Source organism: Kitasatospora sp. NPDC001539, assembly GCF_040298565.1.
Taxonomy (GTDB): domain Bacteria; phylum Actinomycetota; class Actinomycetes; order Streptomycetales; family Streptomycetaceae; genus Kitasatospora.
In genome coordinates this window covers 1-16,857 of record NZ_JBEPAK010000155.1, presented here as the reverse complement: position 1 = coordinate 16,857, position 16,857 = coordinate 1, and the positions used below count along the sequence as shown (strand labels likewise).

Here is a 16,857-nt window from a genome sequence, read left to right as displayed (position 1 = left end):
CGGGCGAGCTCGTGTCGTGCGACCCCGGCCACTGCGCCGGCCCGTGCGTCCGGGGCCCCGAACGGGTCCCCGGTGGTCAGGGCCACGGTGCCCACCAGCCGGTAGGCGACGGCGGCGCGGCCGTCCTCGTCGAACCAGTAGTGGTTGCCGTCCCAGGTGGTGATGAAGGACAGCGTGCCGCCGCCGTGCGCGGTGAGCAGCGCCCTGGCGCGGGCGGCCGCCGCCGCGTCGGTGTGCAGCACCGGCCGGCGGAAGACCGTCAGCAGCGCGCCCAGCGTGACCACCCAGAACGCCAGCCCGCAGTACGTCTCCAGGAACAGCGCCACCGGGCCGACCGCGATCGGGTAGTCCGGCGTCAGGTCGTTGTAGGCGGGCGGCAGGAACTGGGCCGGCAGCCCGTGCAGCAGTCGGCGGACGGTCGCCCCCGGCTCGAACTGCCCGGCCACCAGCCGTCCGAGTCCCACGTACGCGGCCGAGCAGAGCAGCGCGGCCCCGCCGACCACCCCGGCCAGCCGGCGCACCGCCCGGCCGGACAGCCGCACCCGGAACCGCTGCCGGGTGGCCAGCAGCAGGCCGGTGGTCAGCAGCGGCAGCAGCATCGCCTCGACGAAGTACTGCACCACGTCCCCGCTGACCGGCCCGGCGTCCAGGTACAGCCAGGCCAGCAGGGCCACCCAGAGCAGTTCGGTGGCGACGGTGATCCGCCAGGCGAGGATCAGCCCCCGGCGCAGGCCCGCGGCGAGCACCAGCAGCAGCGCCGGGAACAGCGCGGCCATCAGCCGCCCCGGGGTGTCGAAGATCCGCTCGACGGCGTGCGCCCGGGCGCATTCGTGCGCCGAGACCGCGCAGAAGTCGGCGACCTCGTCCGGGCTGAGCCGGTGCGAGAAGTACAGCTCGGAGAAGGTGTTGAACGGCCCGCTGGCGTTGTCGTAGAGCGAGGCGATCAGCGGCCCGCAGGCGGCGGCGACCAGGCAGAGCGCCACCAGCACCCGGGTCTCGGTGTGCGAGGAGCCGTGGCTGTGCAGGTAGGGCCGGCCGCGGCTGAGCAGCGCGCCGACGCCCAGCCCGACCAGCGCGGCGGAGCACCGCTGGACGCTCTGCAGGTGGCCGACGTACAGCGTCATGACCAGCGGGACGAGCAGCACCAGCAGGTGCAGCCGGCGGCGCCACAGCACGGTGAGCCGGTAGCCGAGCACCCCGGCCAGGGCGAACAGTCCGACGCCGGGGCCGACCGACACCTGGTCGGCCACCGAGGCGGTCCACTGCTCCCCCGCCGCGGAGCCGAGCGCGACCAGCCCGGCGCCCAGCAGGGTGCCGACGACCTGGCCGCCCACCAGCACCCCGAGGGTGCGCAGCCGTCCGAGCCGCCGTTCGGCCGCGGGGCCGACCAGGAGCAGCAGCAGGCTGGTGAAGACGTACGCGCCGATCCCCGAGCACCACAGCAGGGAGGTCACCGGTGTCCACCAGCGGCCCTCGGCGAGGGTGGGCAGGCCGACGCCGGCGTGGCCGAGCAGCCGCCGGGACGGCCCGGCGGACAGGCTCCCGGTGGCCGCGCCGACCGCCCAGAGCGCGGCCAGCAGCGCCAGGCTCAGCGGCGCCGCGCGCAGCCGGTCGCCGAGTGCCCGGGCCGCCCGCCGCACCCGCTGCGGCCGCGGCCCGGCCGTCCGGGTGACCGGGGCGAGGTCGGCGTCCCGCCCGCGCTCGGCGGCCGGCGGCGGGGCCTGGACCACGGGGTCCGCGGGCGCCGCGGAAGCCGCCGGGGCCGCCAGGGTGCGGTTCACCGGATCAGTCCGCTCTGCCGGGCGAGCCAGGGCAGGTTCTGCTCGAAGGCCTGCCGGAACACCACCCAGCTGTGCCAGCCGGGGATGGTCTGGAAGCCGACCTTCATCCCGGCCGCCTGCGCCGCCGCGTACATCTTCTCCTGTCCCGGCCGGTACCATGGGTCGTCGGCGCCGACCACGAACATGCCGGCGGTGTCGGGGAACTGCCTGCGGGTCATCAGGTGCATCGGGTCGACGGCGGCGAAGGCGTTCTCGTCCCCGTCGAAGGCCTTGGCCACCGTCTCGCCGTGGCTGCCCAGGGTCGGCTCGTCCTGGCCGGAGATGTCCAGGAAGGCGCCGTACACGTCCGGGGCGTTGAGGGCCAGCTGGAGCGAGCAGGTCCCGCCGAGCGAGAGCCCGCCGATGGCGAGCGAGGTGCGGCCGGTGGCGGTCTGCAGGTTGCGGTGGATCCAGTCCGGGATGTCGACGGCCAGGTAGGTCTGCGACTTGGCGATCCGCGAGTCCATGCAGAGCGGGTTGGAGAACTGGCCGCCGGTCTCGTCGGCGACCACGACGATCGGGGCCAGGCCCTGGTGCTCGGCGGCGAAGGCGTCCAGGGTGTCCCGGATGGCTCCGGAGTTGACCCAGTCCTCCGGGGCGCCGGGCTGGCCGGGCAGCAGCACCACGACGGGCAGCAGCGGCCGGGGGTCGGCCTGGTAGGCGGGCGGCAGGTAGACGTATCCCGGCCGGGCGGAGAAGCCGGAGGCGGGCCCGGGGATGGTCACGGTGGAGAGGGTGCCCTTGGCGGGCAGGCCGGGCGGGGCGTGCCAGGTCTCGGAGAGGGGGCGGTCCGGCGCGCTCCGTACGACGGCGGCGGCCCGGCCCCTGGTCAGCTCGTCGGTCGGCGGGGCCAGCATCGACCGGGCGGTCGGGTACTGGTCGAAGCCCCGGTTGATCTGCGAGGCGGCCATCACCACGACCAGGGCGACGCCGCCGACCGCCAGCAGCCGGCGGCGGTTGGACAGCAGCGGCGCCCGGAAGCAGAGCAGGGATATGCCGAACAGCGCGACGGCTATCCAGCGCATCACGAAGTCCGGGGTGCCCTCCGGGAAGGGACGCCACCAGCTGTCGACGGCGACCTTCACCAGGGCGGTCAGGGCGCCGCCCGCCAGCAGGGCGCCGAGCATCCGCGGGGCGCGCCAGCGCTCGTGCCGGGAGAGGGCCAGCAGGGCGAACGCCCCCCAGCCCGCGGCGAGCACGGCGTAGGGGATCGGGCCGTGGGTGAGCGGCCAGTCGATCGGGTTCCAGCGGGAGGCGAGGGTGAGCGTGGTCATGCGGCTTTGCCCGGCGGGGTGGTGTCGGCCAGGAAGCCGTAGGCGACGACGTTGCCCTCGTAGCCGTGCTCCTCGCTGTAGGCGCCGCCGCAGGTGATCACCCGCAGTTGCGCGTCGGAGGCCTGGCGGTACACCCGGTCGTCCGGGAAGTCCTTTCGGTCGTGCACTTCGATGGCGTACAGCTGGTAGACGGCGGTGGCGCCGTCGGCCCGGGCGATCTCGACCCGGTCTCCGCGGTGGAGCGCCCCCAGGTGGTAGAAGACGGCCGGGCCGGTCCTGGTGTCGACGTGGCCCGCCAGGATGGCGGTTCCCCGCTGGCCCGGGGTTGCGCCGCCGCGGTACCACCCGGCGAGGTTGCGGTCGGCTTCGGGCGGGGTCTGGAGGTGTCCGGCGGCGTCCAGGCCGAGTCCGGTGACGGGGGCGTCCAGGCGGACGGCCGGGATGCGGATCCGGGTCGGGGCGGACGGGCCGAGCGGCGGGACGACGGAGACCGGCGCGAAGCCGGACAGCGCCTGCCCCGCTGCCGGGGCGGGCGGCAGCACCGGCGCGCCGCCGTCGTGCAGCAGCCAGGCGCCGAACACCAGCGCGGTGCCGGCCGCCAGGGTGCCCGGCCAGGGGCTCCTGCTGTGCTGGACGCCCACGGGCGCTCCCCTCTGCCGACCGGAATCCCGCTTCCTGGGAGTTTCCTGGGAACTCATTCAATCGGATCGGACCCTAAGGCACGTCCGCACCAGGGTCGTATTCGCACCCGCCGATCGGCAGGGTCGCGAGGCCCGTCCGTGCGCCCGGTGCGGGCCCGGGCACCGTGCGTGACGGGGGCCTTCCGCGTACGGGCTCCGCGGAACCACTCGTTCGAACAGCTCGACGATGTGGCCCACCCGTTCGGTTGCGTCAATCGGGCGATCGATTCCGACCGTTCGATGCGCCTCTCCGACCGATTCCGCCCACATGCCATGCTGACCCGACCAGCAAGCCCAGCCGAGTGGGTTCTATCGCTCCTCCAGCCCGACCGGACTTCCGCACGCCGTACGCCTGCCGAACGCCTCATGAACGGAGTGACCATGGACGCTCTCACCCGCCGCAGCCTGTTGGCCGCCGGAGCGGCCACCGCCGCCACCCTCGCGGCCGGCTGCGGCAGCGACCGGTCGGGCGGCGGCGGGGAGCACGTGACGGGCGGCGCCCCGACCGGCCCGACCGGCGACGCGCCGAGCGCCGTCCCGGCCCCGGCGCCGCAGAAGCCGCAGGTCGTCCTGATCGGCGACGGCTCGACCTCCGACACCGGCGCCCAGCCGCACCAGCCCGTCCCCGACCGGCTCCAGCCCGGCCAGCGCCCGCCGCAGTTCGTGGTCTTCTCCTGGGACGGCGCCGGCGAGCTCGACAACGGCCTGTTCGGCCGCTTCCGCCGGCTGGCCCGCGAGCACAACGCCTCGATGACCTTCTTCCTCAGCGGGCTCTACCTGCTGCCGGAGTCCAAGAAGGACCTGTACCGCCCGCCGCAGCACAAGGTCGGCGCCTCCGAGATCGGCTACCTGAGCGACCAGCACATCCACGACACCCTGGAGAACGTGCACGCCGCCTGGCTGGAGGGCCACGAGATCGGCACCCACTTCAACGGCCACTTCTGCGGCGCCACCGGCGTCGGCAAGTGGTCCCCGGAGGAGTGGGACAGCGAGATCCAGCAGGCCATGGACTTCGTGATGAACTGGCGCACCAACACCGGCTTCACCGACCTGCCGGCGCTGCCCTTCGACTACCGCAAGGAGCTGATCGGCAGCCGCACCCCCTGTCTGGAGGGCCAGCGCAACCTGCTGCCCACCGCGGTCAAGCGCGGCTGGCGCTACGACAGCAGCGGCAACGGCACCCAGGTGTGGCCGCAGAAGATCCAGGGCGGCGCGCTGTGGGACCTCCCCCTGCAGTCCATCCCCTTCCCCGGGCACACCTTCCAGGTGCTGTCGATGGACTACAACATCATGTTCAACCAGTGCGGCCCCAACACCAAGGCCGACCCGGCGCTCTACCCCGGCTTCCAGGCCCAGGCCCGGGACGCCTACCTGATGGGCTTCGACCGCACCTACCACAGCAACCGGGCGCCGTACATCATCGGCAACCACTTCGAGGAGTGGAACGGCGGCATCTACATGAACGCCGTCGAGGACGTGCTCAAGGCCATCGCGGACAAGCCCGAGGTGCGGCTGGTCTCCTTCCGCCAGCTGGTGGACTGGCTCGACGCCCAGGACCCCGCGGTGCTGCGCAAGCTGCAGAGCCTCGCCCCCGGGCAGGCGCCGACCGGCGGCTGGGAGAACTTCCTCGGCACCCCGGCGGCGCCCCCGGCCCCCGCGCCCTCTCCCACCGCCACCGCCACCGCCACCGCCGTCGGCTGACCGTCAGGACCGGGTGCGGACCCGGCCGGAGAGCAGCGCCCCCAGCAGCGCCACCCCGGCCATCACCAGCAGGATCACCGCGAAGGCGGCGGGCGAGCCGGCAGCGTCGGCACCGTCCTGGGCGGCGGCGAGCGAACCGCCGCCCAGCGCCGCGAACAGCACCCCGGCCAGGCCCGTCAGCAGCACGTTGCCCAGCGCATCGCTCATCTGCAGGGCCGCCGAGTTGGCCCCGGCGTCCTGCGGAGCGGACAGCTTCATCATCAGCACGCTGATGGTCGCGACCGCCAGGCCCATCCCGACCCCGCCGACGGCCCAGGCCACCGACGCCACCCAGGCCGGCACCGCCGGGACCAGCACCAGGGCGGCACCGGCGATCGCCACCCCGGTCAGCACCAGGCCGCCCTTGATCATCGCCTCGCGGTGGCGCTCGGCCCCCGGCCGCCCCTGCAGCCAGGAGCCCAGCGCCCAGGTGAGCCCGCCGCTGGTCAGGGTCAGCCCGGACAGCGTCGGCGAGAGGTCGCGCTGGGTGGCCATCATCAGCGGCACGAAGGCCTCGGCCCCGAGGAACGCCCCGGCCGCCAGCCCGCGCAGCAGGATGACCGTCGGCAGCCCGCGCCCGGCCCGCAGGGTCCGCGGCGGCAGCAGGCCCAGGACGGCCGGAACCAGCAGCGCCGCGCCGGCGATCCCGGGGACCAGCCCGACCAGGTCCCGCCGCTGGCCCGCGTACTGCAGCAGGCCCGCGCCGACCGCGGCCATCGCGGCCAGCAGGGTGCGGCGACGGTCGAAGTCCGCTCCCCTGAGCACCGGGTGCTCCCGCTCGGAACGGGCCAGCGCGGGGCCCATCACGGCCAGCGGCAGCAGGAGCAGCACCGGCACCGCCAGGAACACCCAGCGCCACCCCAGGTGCTGGGTGACGGCCCCGGAGACCAGCGGCCCGATGATCGAGGGCAGCACCCAGGCGGAGGAGAACGCGGCGAACACCGCCGGCCGCAGCCGCTCCGGGTAGGCCCGGCCGACCACCACGTACAGCGCGACGATCACCAGTCCGCCGCCCAGGCCCTGGATCGCCCGCCCGGCCACGAACACCCACATGCCGGGTGCCGTCCCGGCCACCACCAGGCCGGCGCCGAACACCGCGATGCCGGTGAACAGCGGCCGCATCGGCCCGCGCCGGTCGCACCACTGCCCGGAGACGACCAGCGCGAACAGCGTGGTAGTGAAGTAGCCGGAGAAGGCGAAGGCGTACAGCCCCAGGCCGTCCAGCTGGCGGGCCGCGGTCGGCATCGCGGTGTTGACGGCCGTCGCCTCGAAGGCGATCACCAGGACCACCGAGACGATCCCCAGCGTCAGCGCGCGGTAGCGGCCGCTGAGGACCCCGCCACCGGAGTCGGTTCCGTCGGGTATCGAGGTGGGGTCGACCGAGGTGGAGGAGGCAGTGGTCATGACTGACATCGTAAGAGCCGTCCGCCCGGATAGCCCCTGACCGGAGTCGGTGATCGCCTCCGTCCGCGGGCCTAGGACCGGCGGGCGGCCTCGCGCGGCGGCCTCAGTGCAGGACCTTGAGCCCCACCACGCCGGCGACGATCAGCACCAGGCAGCCGATCCGGGCCATGGTCACCGCGTCCCCGAGGACGGCCATGCCGTACAGGGCGGTGCCGACCGCACCGATGCCGACCCACACCGCGTACCCGGTGCCGATCGGAATGGTGCGCATCGCGTACGCCAGACCGCCCATGCTGAGCAGCAGGGCGACGCCGAACACCAGGGTGGGAACGGGGCGGGAGAACCCCTTGGACGAATCCAGGGCCACCGCCCAGACGGTCTCCAGGAGACCCGAGACGATCAGAACGAGCCAAGCCATGACGGCCGTACCTCCGCAGTCCACAGCGGCCGGATTGCCGCTGAACTGCGTCGTCTTGTCGTCACCGGGTACGACGCGCTCGTCCGGAGTGGCGGGAAAAGCAGCCACCGCTTCCGACGGTAGCACACATTGCCATACAGAATTTACAAAGCGTCATTGACCCCATTCGGACACTGCGCCATCCTGAATTCACTGGCCGTGTGCCCGAGTGGCTGAGGGGACCGTCTGCAAAGCGGTGCACGCGGGTTCGATTCCCGCCACGGCCTCGAAGAAAAGGGAATTGCCGGTCGACTCGGAAGTCGACCGGCAATTCCCTTTTCCCGCTTTCCGGTCAGGCCGTGACCGCGTCCTCCGGCCGGATCGGCAGCCGGCCGACCGGCAGGCCGGTGGCGGCCCGGACGGCGGCGGCCACCGCCGCCGGGGCGACCACCGCGGGCACCGCGCTGACCGCCTTGGCGCCGAAGGTGGCGACCACGTCCCGCTCCTCCAGCAGCGCGGCGATCCGCACCTCCGGGGTGTCCAGGGAGGTCGGCAGCCGGTAGCCGGTCAGCGAGGGGTTGCACAGCACGCCGCCGGAGGTCCGGAGGTCCTCCATCAGCGCCAGGCCCACGCCCTGGGCCACGCCGGCCTCGATCCGGTCCTCGATCTGGCGGGGGTTCAGCGCCCGGCCGACGTCCTGGGCCACGGTCATCTCGACCACCCGGACGGCGCCCAGCTCGATGTCCACGTCCACCACCGCGCGCATCGCGCAGAAGGAGATGGAGACGAAGGCGTCGCCCTGCCCGGACTCGTCCAGCGGCTCGGTCGGGTGCGGCCGGCACTGCGCGGTGGCCCAGAGCTCCTTGCCCTCCAGCGCCTCGGCGACCGGCATGCCGAGCACCCCGTCGTACGAGGTGATCTTGCCGTCGGCGATCTGCAGCAGTTCCGCGGACATCCCGAAGTTGGCCGCGATCGGCTGCAGCAGCTGGTGACGGACCATCAGGGCGGCCCGCTCGACCGCGCCGCCGGAGACCCAGGTGTGCCGGCCCCGGGCCGAGGGCCCGGCGATCGACTGGTCGCTGTCGGCCGGGGCGATGTAGACCTCGCTGACGCCCAGCACCGTCTGCACGATCTGCCGGGCCAGCGTGGCGAAGCCCTGCCCGGCGTCGACCGCCGCGCAGATCACCGTGGCGTGGTCGCCGCTGACCCGCACGGTGGCGGTGGAGACCTCGTCCTCGCCCTCGGCGCCCAGCATGTGCACCATGCCGACGGCGTAGCCGATGCCCCGGCGCACCGCGGACGGGTCCCCGGCGCCGCCGGGCCCGCCGGGCAGCAGCCACTCGGCGTCCGGGTCGTCCACCGGCAGGGCCGGCAGCGGCTCGGCCGCCACCGCGTCCAGCAGCGCCTTCACCGGCGCCGGGCAGGTGACGGCCTGTCCGGTGGGCAGCGGGTCGCCGGTGGACATCGCGTTGCGGCGGCGGATCTCCACCGGGTCCACGCCTACCCGGGCGGCCAGTTGGTCCAGCTGCGACTCGTACGCGAAGCAGGCCTGCAACGCGCCCTCGCCGCGCATCCGCCCGGCCGGCGGGTTGTTGGTGCGCACCGCCCAGGCGTCCACGAACACGTTCGGGCAGACGTACGGGCCGACCGAGAAGGCCGTCGCGGCGGCCAGCGCCTCGGCGGAGACGTCCGCGTAGGCGCCGCCGTCCAGCAGGATCTGCGCCTCGACCTTCACCAGGGTGCCGTCGGCGTCGGCGTGGTGGCGGTAGCGCAGGAGCGCGGGGTGGCGCGAGGTGTGGGTGTGGAAGGACTCCTCGCGGGTCAGCGTCATCTTCACCGGGCGGCCGGTGCGCAGCGCCAGGAGGGCCAGGGTGACCTGGAAGGAGAGGTCCTCGCGGTCGGTGGTGGCGCCGGGCACGCCGGTGACCACCAGCCGGACGCGGTCCGGCTCCAGGCCCAGGCAGGCGGCGGTGCGGTCGCGGTCGCCGTGCGGGTCGGTGGAGGACAGGTGCAGTTCGACCCCGCCGTCCGGGCGCGGCACGGCCAGCCCGGCCTCGGCGCCGAGCGGGGCCGGGTCCTGCCGGCCGACCTGGTAGAGGCCCTCGACGACGATCTCGCCGACCGCCTCCGGGTCCCCGGTGCGCAGCGGCAGGTGGCGGAACAGGTTGCCGTCCGGGTGCAGCGGCGGCGCGGTGAAGGCCTGCTCGGGGTCGGTCACCGCCTCCAGGAGCTCGTAGTCGACGGCGATCAGACCGACCGCCAGCCGGGCGGTGTCCGGGTGGTCGGCGGCCACCGCGGCGATCGGCTCGCCGTGGTGGCGCACCACGCCGGAGGCCAGCACCGGCCGGTCGGCGACGATCGGGCCGGCCGGAGCGCCGTCCGGGGCGCCGTCCGGGCCGGGCGGCAGGTCGGCGGCGGTGACCACCGCGTGCACGCCGGGCAGGGCCAGTGCGGCCGAGGTGTCGATGCCGCGGATCCGGGCGTGCGGGTGCGGGGAGCGCAGCACCGCGCCCCACAGCAGGCCCTCGGCCCACAGGTCGGCGGCGTAGGGGTAGATGCCGAGCGCCTTGGGCAGCGCGTCGGTGCGCAGCGGTGAGCTGCCCAGGCCGAAGGGCTCCGGTGCGCCGCCCTCGCCGCCGTCCTGCTGGAGTGCTGCGCCGATGTCGGTAGGCGACGTCATGATGCGTGGTCGTCCTCGGGGAGGCGGGTGCCGTGGGCGGGGGTGGCGGTGTACGGGATGCCGGCCGGGGCACCGCCCTCGGCCGGAGCACCGTGCGGGTCGGCGTACGGGGTGCCGTGCGCGGGCGTGCCGTCGTAGCCGGTACCGGGCAGCGGGGTGCCGTGCGCGGGGGTTCCGTCGTAGCCGGTACCGGGCAGCGGGGTGCCGTGCGCGGGCGTGCCCTCGTAACCGGTACCGGGCAGCGGGGTGCCGTGCGCGGGGGTTCCGTCGTAACCGGTACCAGGCAACGGAGTGCCGTGCGCGGGGGTGGGCTCGTAGACCGGGGCGTCGTAGCCGGTGTCGTAGCCGCTGTCGTAGCCGTTCGGCGGCTGGTGGCCGTCCGGGTAGCCGGCCGGCACGTAGCCGCCGTGCGCGGGGGTGGCCTGGTAGGGCTGCTCGGGGTAGCCCTGCGGGTAGTAGACCTGGTCGCCGGTGGCCTGGGCGGGGATGCCGGGGTGCATCGCGGCCGGCGGGGCGGTGTCGTACACGCCGGTGTCGTAGCCGCCGTCGGCGTATCCGGGGTCGGTGTACCCGGGGTCGGTGTACCCGGGGTCGGCCGGGGCGGGCGGGGGGGCCGGCTCGGCGGCCGGCTGGGGGACGTGCTCGATCCAGGCGTCGGCGTCGGTGTGGACCGGCGGCTCGGCGGCCGGCTCGGGCTCCGCGGCGGCGGGCCGGTCGGCCGGCACCTCGACGGGGGCCTCGGCGGCCGACTGCTCGGCCGCGGCGGCTTCCTCCGCCTCCTCGGCCTCCAGGGCCCGGGCGTCGGCGACGCTCTGGACGGCGGCCAGGACGCCCCGGTAGCCGGTGCAGCGGCAGAGGTTGCCGCACAGCGCCTGCCGGGCCTCGACCTCGGTGGGCCGGTGGTTGCGCTGGAGCAGGTCGTGCACGGCCATCGCCATGCCGGGCGTGCAGTAGCCGCACTGGACGGCCCCGGAGGCGGCCAGGGCCTGCTGGACGTCGCTCGCGCCGCCGTCGGCCGACAGGCCCTCGACGGTGTTGATCTCGCTGTCCGCGGCCAGCGCGGCGGGCACCAGGCAGCCGGCCACCAGCTGGCCGTCCACCTGCACCGAGCAGGCGCCGCACTCGCCCTGCTCGCAGCCGTCCTTGGCGCCGGCCAGGCCGAGCCGCTCGCGCAGCACGTAGAGCAGGCTCTCGCCGATCCAGGCGTCGGTGACGGGCCGTTCGAAACCGTTGACCCGCAGCGTGTAGGAGGCGCACGGGCGCAGCTCACGGGTGACCTGCGGAGCGAGGCCGAGCGGGTCGGCGTCGAGGGTCTCGATGGGGTCTGTCGTCACTTCAGCGCCCTTCCCAGTGCCCGTCGGGCCAGCACCGATACGGTACGCCGCAGCCGAACGGCGGCCGCGGTCGGCCCCTCGGTCACGGCCTCCCAGGCGCCCTCGGCGCCGTAGTTGTCGGGGACGCAGGCGGCGGCCACGTACTCGCCGAAGGCGGCGGTGGCGGCCGGGTCGATCTCCCGGCTGCCGTCCCAGTCGATGCAGCCGGCCACCCAGGCCTCGGCCTCCAGCGGGCGCAGCGGCACCGGGGCGACGGCTCCGACGGCGCAGCGCACGGCGCGCCGGGCCGGGTCGAGGACGAGGGCGACGGAGGCGGTGGCGCGGTCCGGGCCGCTGCGGCCGGTGGCCTTGAGGAAGACCTGCGGCGCGTGCAGCAGCGGTACCCGCACCCAGGTGAGCAGTTCGCCGGGGCGCACCGGGTCCAGGCCGGTGAGCAGGTGACTGACCGGCACCTCGCGGCTGCCGCCGGCCCGGGCGAGGGTGACGACGGCCTCCAGGGCGGCGAGCACCGGGAGGGTGTCGCCGGCCGGGGCGGCGGTGACGATGTTGCCGCCGAGGGTGCCGACGTTGCGGACCTGCGGGGGGCCGGCGGTGCGGGCGGCGTCGGCGAGCGCGGGGATGAGCGCGGCGAAGTCGGGGCGGTCCATCCGGGCGTGGGTGAGTCCGGCGCCGAGGACGGCGGTGCCGCCGTCCTCGTAGCGCCAGCCGCGCAGTTCGGTGATCCGGCCGAGGCCGACCAGGGCGGCGGGGCGCAGCCGGCCGGCGTTGACGGCTTCCATGAGGTCGGTGGCTCCGGCCACCGGTACCGCGGCCGGGGCGGCGGCCAGCGCGTCGACGGCCTCGTCGAGCGAGGCCGGCAGCATGATCGTCCGGTTCACCTGGGTCCCACCGTGCTCCACTTGCTCATCGATCGCCTGCCGCCCGCGGCTGCGGCCATGCTGTCCGCGTCAGCAGCCCGGTCTGGCCCGTAGGGTACGGGCGATCGGGCCGGGTTGGGCAACTCTGGCACACAATGCTCGATGATCATTCCGGGACCGGTGAACGGGGCTGCCCGATTGGGACCGAAACCGGGCGGTATCTGCCACGGCCCGGGCAGGGCCTGGGCAGATGTTCATCTGTTCTTGACGTCGGGCGACCGCCCGGAAGTTCCCGCGACCCGCTCCGACCGCCGCCGGCACAGGCGCGGCGGGCCCGGTCAGCGCACCGGCGGTGGCCCGTCGATCGGTCGGCCGGCCACCCCGGGCCGCCGCTGCCAGGGCAGCGGGCCGTCGGCCGGGCGGTACTCGACGCCGAGCGCGTCCAGCACCCGCAGGTGCCCGGCCAACCGCTGCTCGAAGCCCGCGAAGTCCCGTTCGGACGGCTCGGCGGGCAGGTCGGACCAGGCGACCTCGGCGAAGGCGGCCAGCCGGGGGAAGGCCCGGTAGTCGAGGTCACGGGCGCTGTCCGCGAACTCGCTCCACAGGTTCGCCTGGGTGCCGATGACGTGCCGGGCCGCGGCCTCGTCCAGCTGCGGCGGGACGGGCTCGAAGCGGTAGACGTCTTCCAGGGTGCGCACGAAGCCGACCGGGATCGGCTCGTCCGGCCCGTCGGCCTGCCGGTGGTCGAGGTAGACGTGCTGCTCCGGGCACATCACCACGTCGTGGCCGGCCCGCGCGGCGGTGATCCCCCCGCCGAAGCCCCGCCAGGAGGACACCGCCGCGCGGGGAGCCAGTCCGCCCTCCAGGATCTCGTCCCAGCCGATCAGCCGGCGGCCGCGCTCGGCCAGCCAGCGGTCGAAGTGCCGGATCAGGTGGCTCTGCAGTTCGTCCTCGTTGGCCAGGCCCAGTTCGCGGATCCTGGCCTGCGCGGCGGCGCTCTCCTTCCACTGCTCCTTGGGGCACTCGTCGCCGCCGAGGTGGACGAACTCGGAGGGGAAGATTTCCAGGACCTCCTCCAGCACGCCCTCGAAGAAGCGCAGGGTCTCCTCGGAGGCGTTGAGGACGTTGTGGCTCACCCCCCAGTCGGTCCACACCCCGAGCGCGGCGGTGTCCACCACGTCGGTGTTGCCCAGCTCGGGGTAGGCCGCGACGGCGGCCTGGGTGTGCCCGGGCAGGTCGATCTCCGGGACGACGGTGATCCCGCGCGCGGCCGCGTAGGCGACGATCTCGCGCAGGTCGTCCTGGGTGTAGTAGCCGCCGTGCGGGCGGTCGTCGCGGCGCTGACCGGTCCGGTAGCCGACCATCGAGCGCTCCCGCCAGGCGCCGCGTCCGGTCAGCCTCGGGTAGCGCTTGATCTCCACCCGCCAGCCCTGGTCGTCGGTCAGGTGCAGGTGCAGCACGTTGAGCTTGTGCACGGCCAGCAGGTCGACGAAGCGCAGCAGGTCGGCCTTGGGCAGGAAGTGCCGGGCGACGTCCAGCAGCACACCGCGCCAGCCGAAGCGGGGGGCGTCCTCGATGTCGACGCTGGGCAGCACCCAGCCCTCGCGGCGCAGCGGGGCGCGCCGGTGGGCGTCCGGCCCCAGCAGCCGCCGCAGGGTCTGGCCGCCCCACAGCGCACCGGCCGGGCCGCCCGCGGCAAGCAGGACGTGGCCGGGACGCACCGTGAGCCGGTACGCCTCGGCGGCCAGCGCGTCGTCCCGGACCAGCTCGATGCCCGTGCCCGGCCGGCCGGGGCCGAGCGGCAGCCCGGTGGCGGCGCAGAGCGTCCCGCGCAGCCAGCGCTCGGCGTCGGCCAGCTCCGGCGGCGCGGTCAGCGTGGTGGCGGCGTCCAGCGGGAAGTCCTCGCCGGGGCGGCGGGCGGCACTCGACGGTGCGGGGATGAGGTCCATCCCGACATCCTGCCCATCTGCGCAGCGATTGGCATAGACCATTGCGGAAACACGGCGCTATGGAAAACGGCGTTCCGCCCGCGGCCGACGACTACTTGTCGTCGCCGTCGCCGCCCTGCGGCTTGCCGATGCCGTCGTAGATCTCCTTGCACATCGGGCAGACCGGGTACTTCTTCGGGTCGCGCCCGGGCACCCACACCTTGCCGCAGAGCGCGACCACCGGGGATCCGGAGAGCGCGCTCTCCATGATCTTGTCCTTCTGGACGTAGTGCGCGAAGCGCTCGTGGTCGCCGTCCCCGTGGGACACCTGCGGGACGGGCTCGACCAGGGTGCCGGTGCCGAGGCCGCGCTCGGGCTCAAGAGTGCTCATAGGAGACAAGTCTATGGGCGCCCGCGGAAACCCGGCCAGTGTCGCGCGGGCGACCGGTCCGACCGGCGCGGCACCGGGCGGGCGTCAGTTCAGCGTCGGGTCGTCCGGGTAGGTCGCCAGCAGCGCCAGCGGCCCGCGCTGGCGCCGCAGCACCGAGCGCCACAGCCGCTCCGGCTCGGGGCTGGAGACGTCGCCCGGCTCGCAGTCCACCAGGTACCAGGCGCCGGTCTCCAGCTCGGCCTCCAGCTGGCCCGGGGACCAGCCGGCGTACCCGGCGAAGATCCGCAGGCTGCCCAGTTCACCGGCCAGCACCTCGGGCGGCGCCTCCAGGTCCACCAGGCCGATCGCGCCGTGCACCCGCCGCCAGCCCAGCGGCTCCCCGCCGCCCGGCTCCCCCGGTGCGACGGCCAGGCCCAGCGCCGAGTCCAGCGCCACCGGGCCGCCCTGGAAGACCACCGCGGGCTGCCCGACGAGTCTGCTCCAGCCGTCGAGCACGCTGCCCACCTCGACCGGCGTGGGCCGGTTGAGGACCACGCCGAGCGCCCCCTCGACGTCGTGGTCGAGGAGGAGCACCACCGCTCTGGCGAAGTTCGGGTCGGTGAGCAGGGGCGTCGCGACGAGCAGACGGCCGGTGTGCGACCGGCCTCCGTGCGAATGGGCCGCCGTCATGCCTCACATGATCCCGCAGAACAGCACCGGTCGGACACCGCAACACTCCAAACCCCGCCACGCCGGACGAGCACCCGTACGGCCGTATCGGCGGGCGGGAGCGGCCCGGGAGAGAGCACCATCACGGGAGAGGCTCACGGGAACCATCGGCACGCCCACTACCATCTACGGATGGTGGACGCCCCTCTACGGTGCCGACTCGGATTCTCCGGGGGCCCGAACGCGCCCGTACGCCCGTACCACCGGTCCACCAGCGGCTCCCGACCGGAGCCCGTCCCACTCCTCTGGCACCCCGGATTGCGAGAACGATGACCGACGACGTCCTGCTGGTCCACGGCGGAAACCCGCTCGAAGGCGAGATCCGCGTCCGCGGTGCGAAGAACCTGGTCCCCAAGGCCATGGTTGCCGCCCTCCTCGGCCAGGGCCCCAGCAGACTGCGCAACGTCCCGGACATCCGCGACGTCAAGGTGGTCCGCGGCCTGCTGCAGCTGCACGGCGTGACCGTGCGCACCGGCGACGAGGACGGCGAGCTGATCCTCGACCCGTCGCACGTCGAGAGCGCCAATGTCGCCGACATCGACGCGCACGCCGGCTCCTCGCGGATCCCGATCCTGTTCTGCGGCCCGCTGCTGCACCGCCTCGGCCACGCCTTCATCCCCGGCCTCGGCGGCTGCGACATCGGCGGCCGTCCGGTCGACTTCCACTTCGAGGTGCTGCGCCAGTTCGGCGCCACCATCGAGAAGCACCCCCAGGGCACCTACCTGGTCGCCCCGCAGCGGCTGCGCGGCACCAAGATCGAGCTGCCCTACCCGTCCGTCGGCGCGACCGAGCAGGTGCTGCTCACCGCCGTCCTCGCGGAGGGCGTCACCGAGCTGCGCAACGCGGCCATCGAGCCGGAGATCGTCGACCTGATCTGCGTGCTGCAGAAGATGGGCGCGATCATCACGCTGGGCACCGACCGCACCATCCTGATCACCGGTGTGGACGAGCTGGGCGGCTACACCCACCGCGCCCTGCCGGACCGCCTGGAGGCCGCCTCCTGGGCCTGCGCGGCGCTCGCCACCAAGGGCGACATCTACGTCCGCGGCGCCCGCCAGCTGGAGATGATGACCTTCCTGAACACCTTCCGGAAGGTCGGCGGCGCCTTCGAGGTGGACGACGAGGGCATCCGCTTCTGGCACCCGGGCGGCGAGCTCAAGGCGATCGCCCTGGAGACCGACGTGCACCCGGGCTTCCAGACCGACTGGCAGCAGCCGCTGGTGGTGGCGCTGACCCAGGCCACCGGGCTGTCCATCGTGCACGAGACGGTGTACGAGTCGCGCCTGGGCTTCACCGGCGCGCTCAACCAGATGGGTGCGCACATCCAGCTGTACCGCGAGTGCCTGGGCGGCACCCCGTGCCGCTTCGGCGCGCGCAACTTCCTGCACTCCGCGGTCGTCTCCGGCCCGTCCAAGCTGATCGGCGCCGAGCTGGTCATCCCGGACCTGCGCGGCGGCTTCTCGTACCTGATCGCGGCGCTGGCGGCCGAGGGCACCTCGACCGTGCACGGCATCGACCTGATCAACCGCGGCTACGAGAACTTCATGGAGAAGCTGCGCGACCTGGGCGCCCACGTGGAGCTGCCCAGCGAGCAGCTGGTCGACGCCTGACCGGCGGCCCCTACGGCGAGAGGCCGGGCTCCCC

The 16,857-nt window shown here is 74.3% G+C and carries 12 protein-coding genes, 1 tRNA gene, 1 pseudogene and 1 riboswitch; of the genes and pseudogenes, 3 read left to right on the top strand and 11 right to left on the bottom strand.

The window, feature by feature from the left end:
• From ABT247_RS22550 to ABT247_RS22540, 3 genes are all read right to left on the bottom strand, one after another.
• Positions 1-1,781, bottom strand: a 1,781-nt coding sequence (locus ABT247_RS22550; protein ID WP_350744875.1) for a rhomboid family intramembrane serine protease, incomplete at its 3' end; no start/stop codon positions are given.
• Positions 1,778-3,094 (bottom strand): alpha/beta hydrolase, encoded by a 1,317-nt coding sequence (locus ABT247_RS22545; protein ID WP_350744873.1) that lies wholly within the window; start codon positions 3,092-3,094, stop codon positions 1,778-1,780. The genes ABT247_RS22550 and ABT247_RS22545, both read right to left, overlap by 4 nt.
• Complete coding sequence (locus ABT247_RS22540) at positions 3,091-3,735, bottom strand: class F sortase (RefSeq protein WP_350744871.1); 645 nt, start codon at positions 3,733-3,735, stop codon at positions 3,091-3,093. Before ABT247_RS22540 ends, ABT247_RS22545 begins: the two co-directional genes overlap by 4 nt.
• A gap of 420 nt (positions 3,736-4,155) precedes the next feature.
• Here ABT247_RS22540 and ABT247_RS22535 point away from each other — a divergent pair, with 420 nt between their 5' ends.
• Entirely contained in the window at positions 4,156-5,475 is a 1,320-nt protein-coding gene (locus ABT247_RS22535) for a polysaccharide deacetylase family protein (protein ID WP_350744869.1), read from the top strand.
• Positions 5,476-5,478: 3 nt separating this feature from the next.
• On the opposite strand, the gene ABT247_RS22530 is transcribed toward ABT247_RS22535, so the two are convergent.
• Both ABT247_RS22530 and ABT247_RS22525 read right to left on the bottom strand, forming a co-directional pair.
• Complete coding sequence (locus ABT247_RS22530; RefSeq protein WP_350744867.1) at positions 5,479-6,918, bottom strand: MFS transporter; 1,440 nt, start codon at positions 6,916-6,918, stop codon at positions 5,479-5,481.
• Positions 6,919-7,021: 103 nt separating this feature from the next.
• A complete protein-coding gene (locus ABT247_RS22525; protein ID WP_350744865.1) occupies positions 7,022-7,336 on the bottom strand; it encodes a DMT family transporter in 315 nt (104 codons plus the stop codon).
• Between the two features lie 44 nt (positions 7,337-7,380).
• Positions 7,381-7,447: riboswitch (guanidine-III (ykkC-III) riboswitch) on the bottom strand.
• 83 nt (positions 7,448-7,530) lie between these two features.
• On the opposite strand from ABT247_RS22525, the gene ABT247_RS22520 reads away from it, so the two are divergent.
• Positions 7,531-7,602, top strand: a tRNA-Cys gene (locus tag ABT247_RS22520).
• 65 nt (positions 7,603-7,667) lie between these two features.
• On the opposite strand, the gene ABT247_RS22515 is transcribed toward ABT247_RS22520, so the two are convergent.
• The 6 genes and pseudogenes from ABT247_RS22515 to ABT247_RS22490 all read right to left on the bottom strand — a co-directional run bounded on the left by ABT247_RS22515 (position 7,668) and on the right by ABT247_RS22490 (position 15,174).
• Positions 7,668-9,995, bottom strand: a complete 2,328-nt coding sequence (locus ABT247_RS22515; protein WP_350744863.1) for a xanthine dehydrogenase family protein molybdopterin-binding subunit — start codon at positions 9,993-9,995, stop codon at positions 7,668-7,670.
• Positions 9,996-10,744: 749 nt separating this feature from the next.
• Positions 10,745-11,254 (bottom strand): annotated as a pseudogene (locus ABT247_RS22510) ((2Fe-2S)-binding protein); the annotation flags it as partial.
• A 71-nt stretch (positions 11,255-11,325) separates the two neighbouring features.
• A complete protein-coding gene (locus tag ABT247_RS22505) occupies positions 11,326-12,192 on the bottom strand; it encodes an FAD binding domain-containing protein (protein WP_350744877.1) in 867 nt (288 codons plus the stop codon).
• A 332-nt stretch (positions 12,193-12,524) separates the two neighbouring features.
• Complete coding sequence (locus ABT247_RS22500; protein WP_350744861.1) at positions 12,525-14,135, bottom strand: beta-N-acetylhexosaminidase; 1,611 nt, start codon at positions 14,133-14,135, stop codon at positions 12,525-12,527.
• A 91-nt stretch (positions 14,136-14,226) separates the two neighbouring features.
• Positions 14,227-14,505: a DUF3039 domain-containing protein gene (locus ABT247_RS22495; protein WP_196947467.1), complete on the bottom strand. Its 279-nt coding sequence runs from the start codon at positions 14,503-14,505 to the stop codon at positions 14,227-14,229.
• An 84-nt stretch (positions 14,506-14,589) separates the two neighbouring features.
• Positions 14,590-15,174 (bottom strand): YqgE/AlgH family protein, encoded by a 585-nt coding sequence (locus ABT247_RS22490; RefSeq protein WP_350744859.1) that lies wholly within the window; start codon positions 15,172-15,174, stop codon positions 14,590-14,592.
• Positions 15,175-15,482: 308 nt separating this feature from the next.
• Here ABT247_RS22490 and murA point away from each other — a divergent pair, with 308 nt between their 5' ends.
• Positions 15,483-16,823, top strand: coding sequence for a UDP-N-acetylglucosamine 1-carboxyvinyltransferase (murA, locus tag ABT247_RS22485; protein ID WP_030283988.1), 1,341 nt, complete (start codon positions 15,483-15,485; stop codon positions 16,821-16,823).
• Positions 16,824-16,857 lie beyond the last annotated feature (34 nt).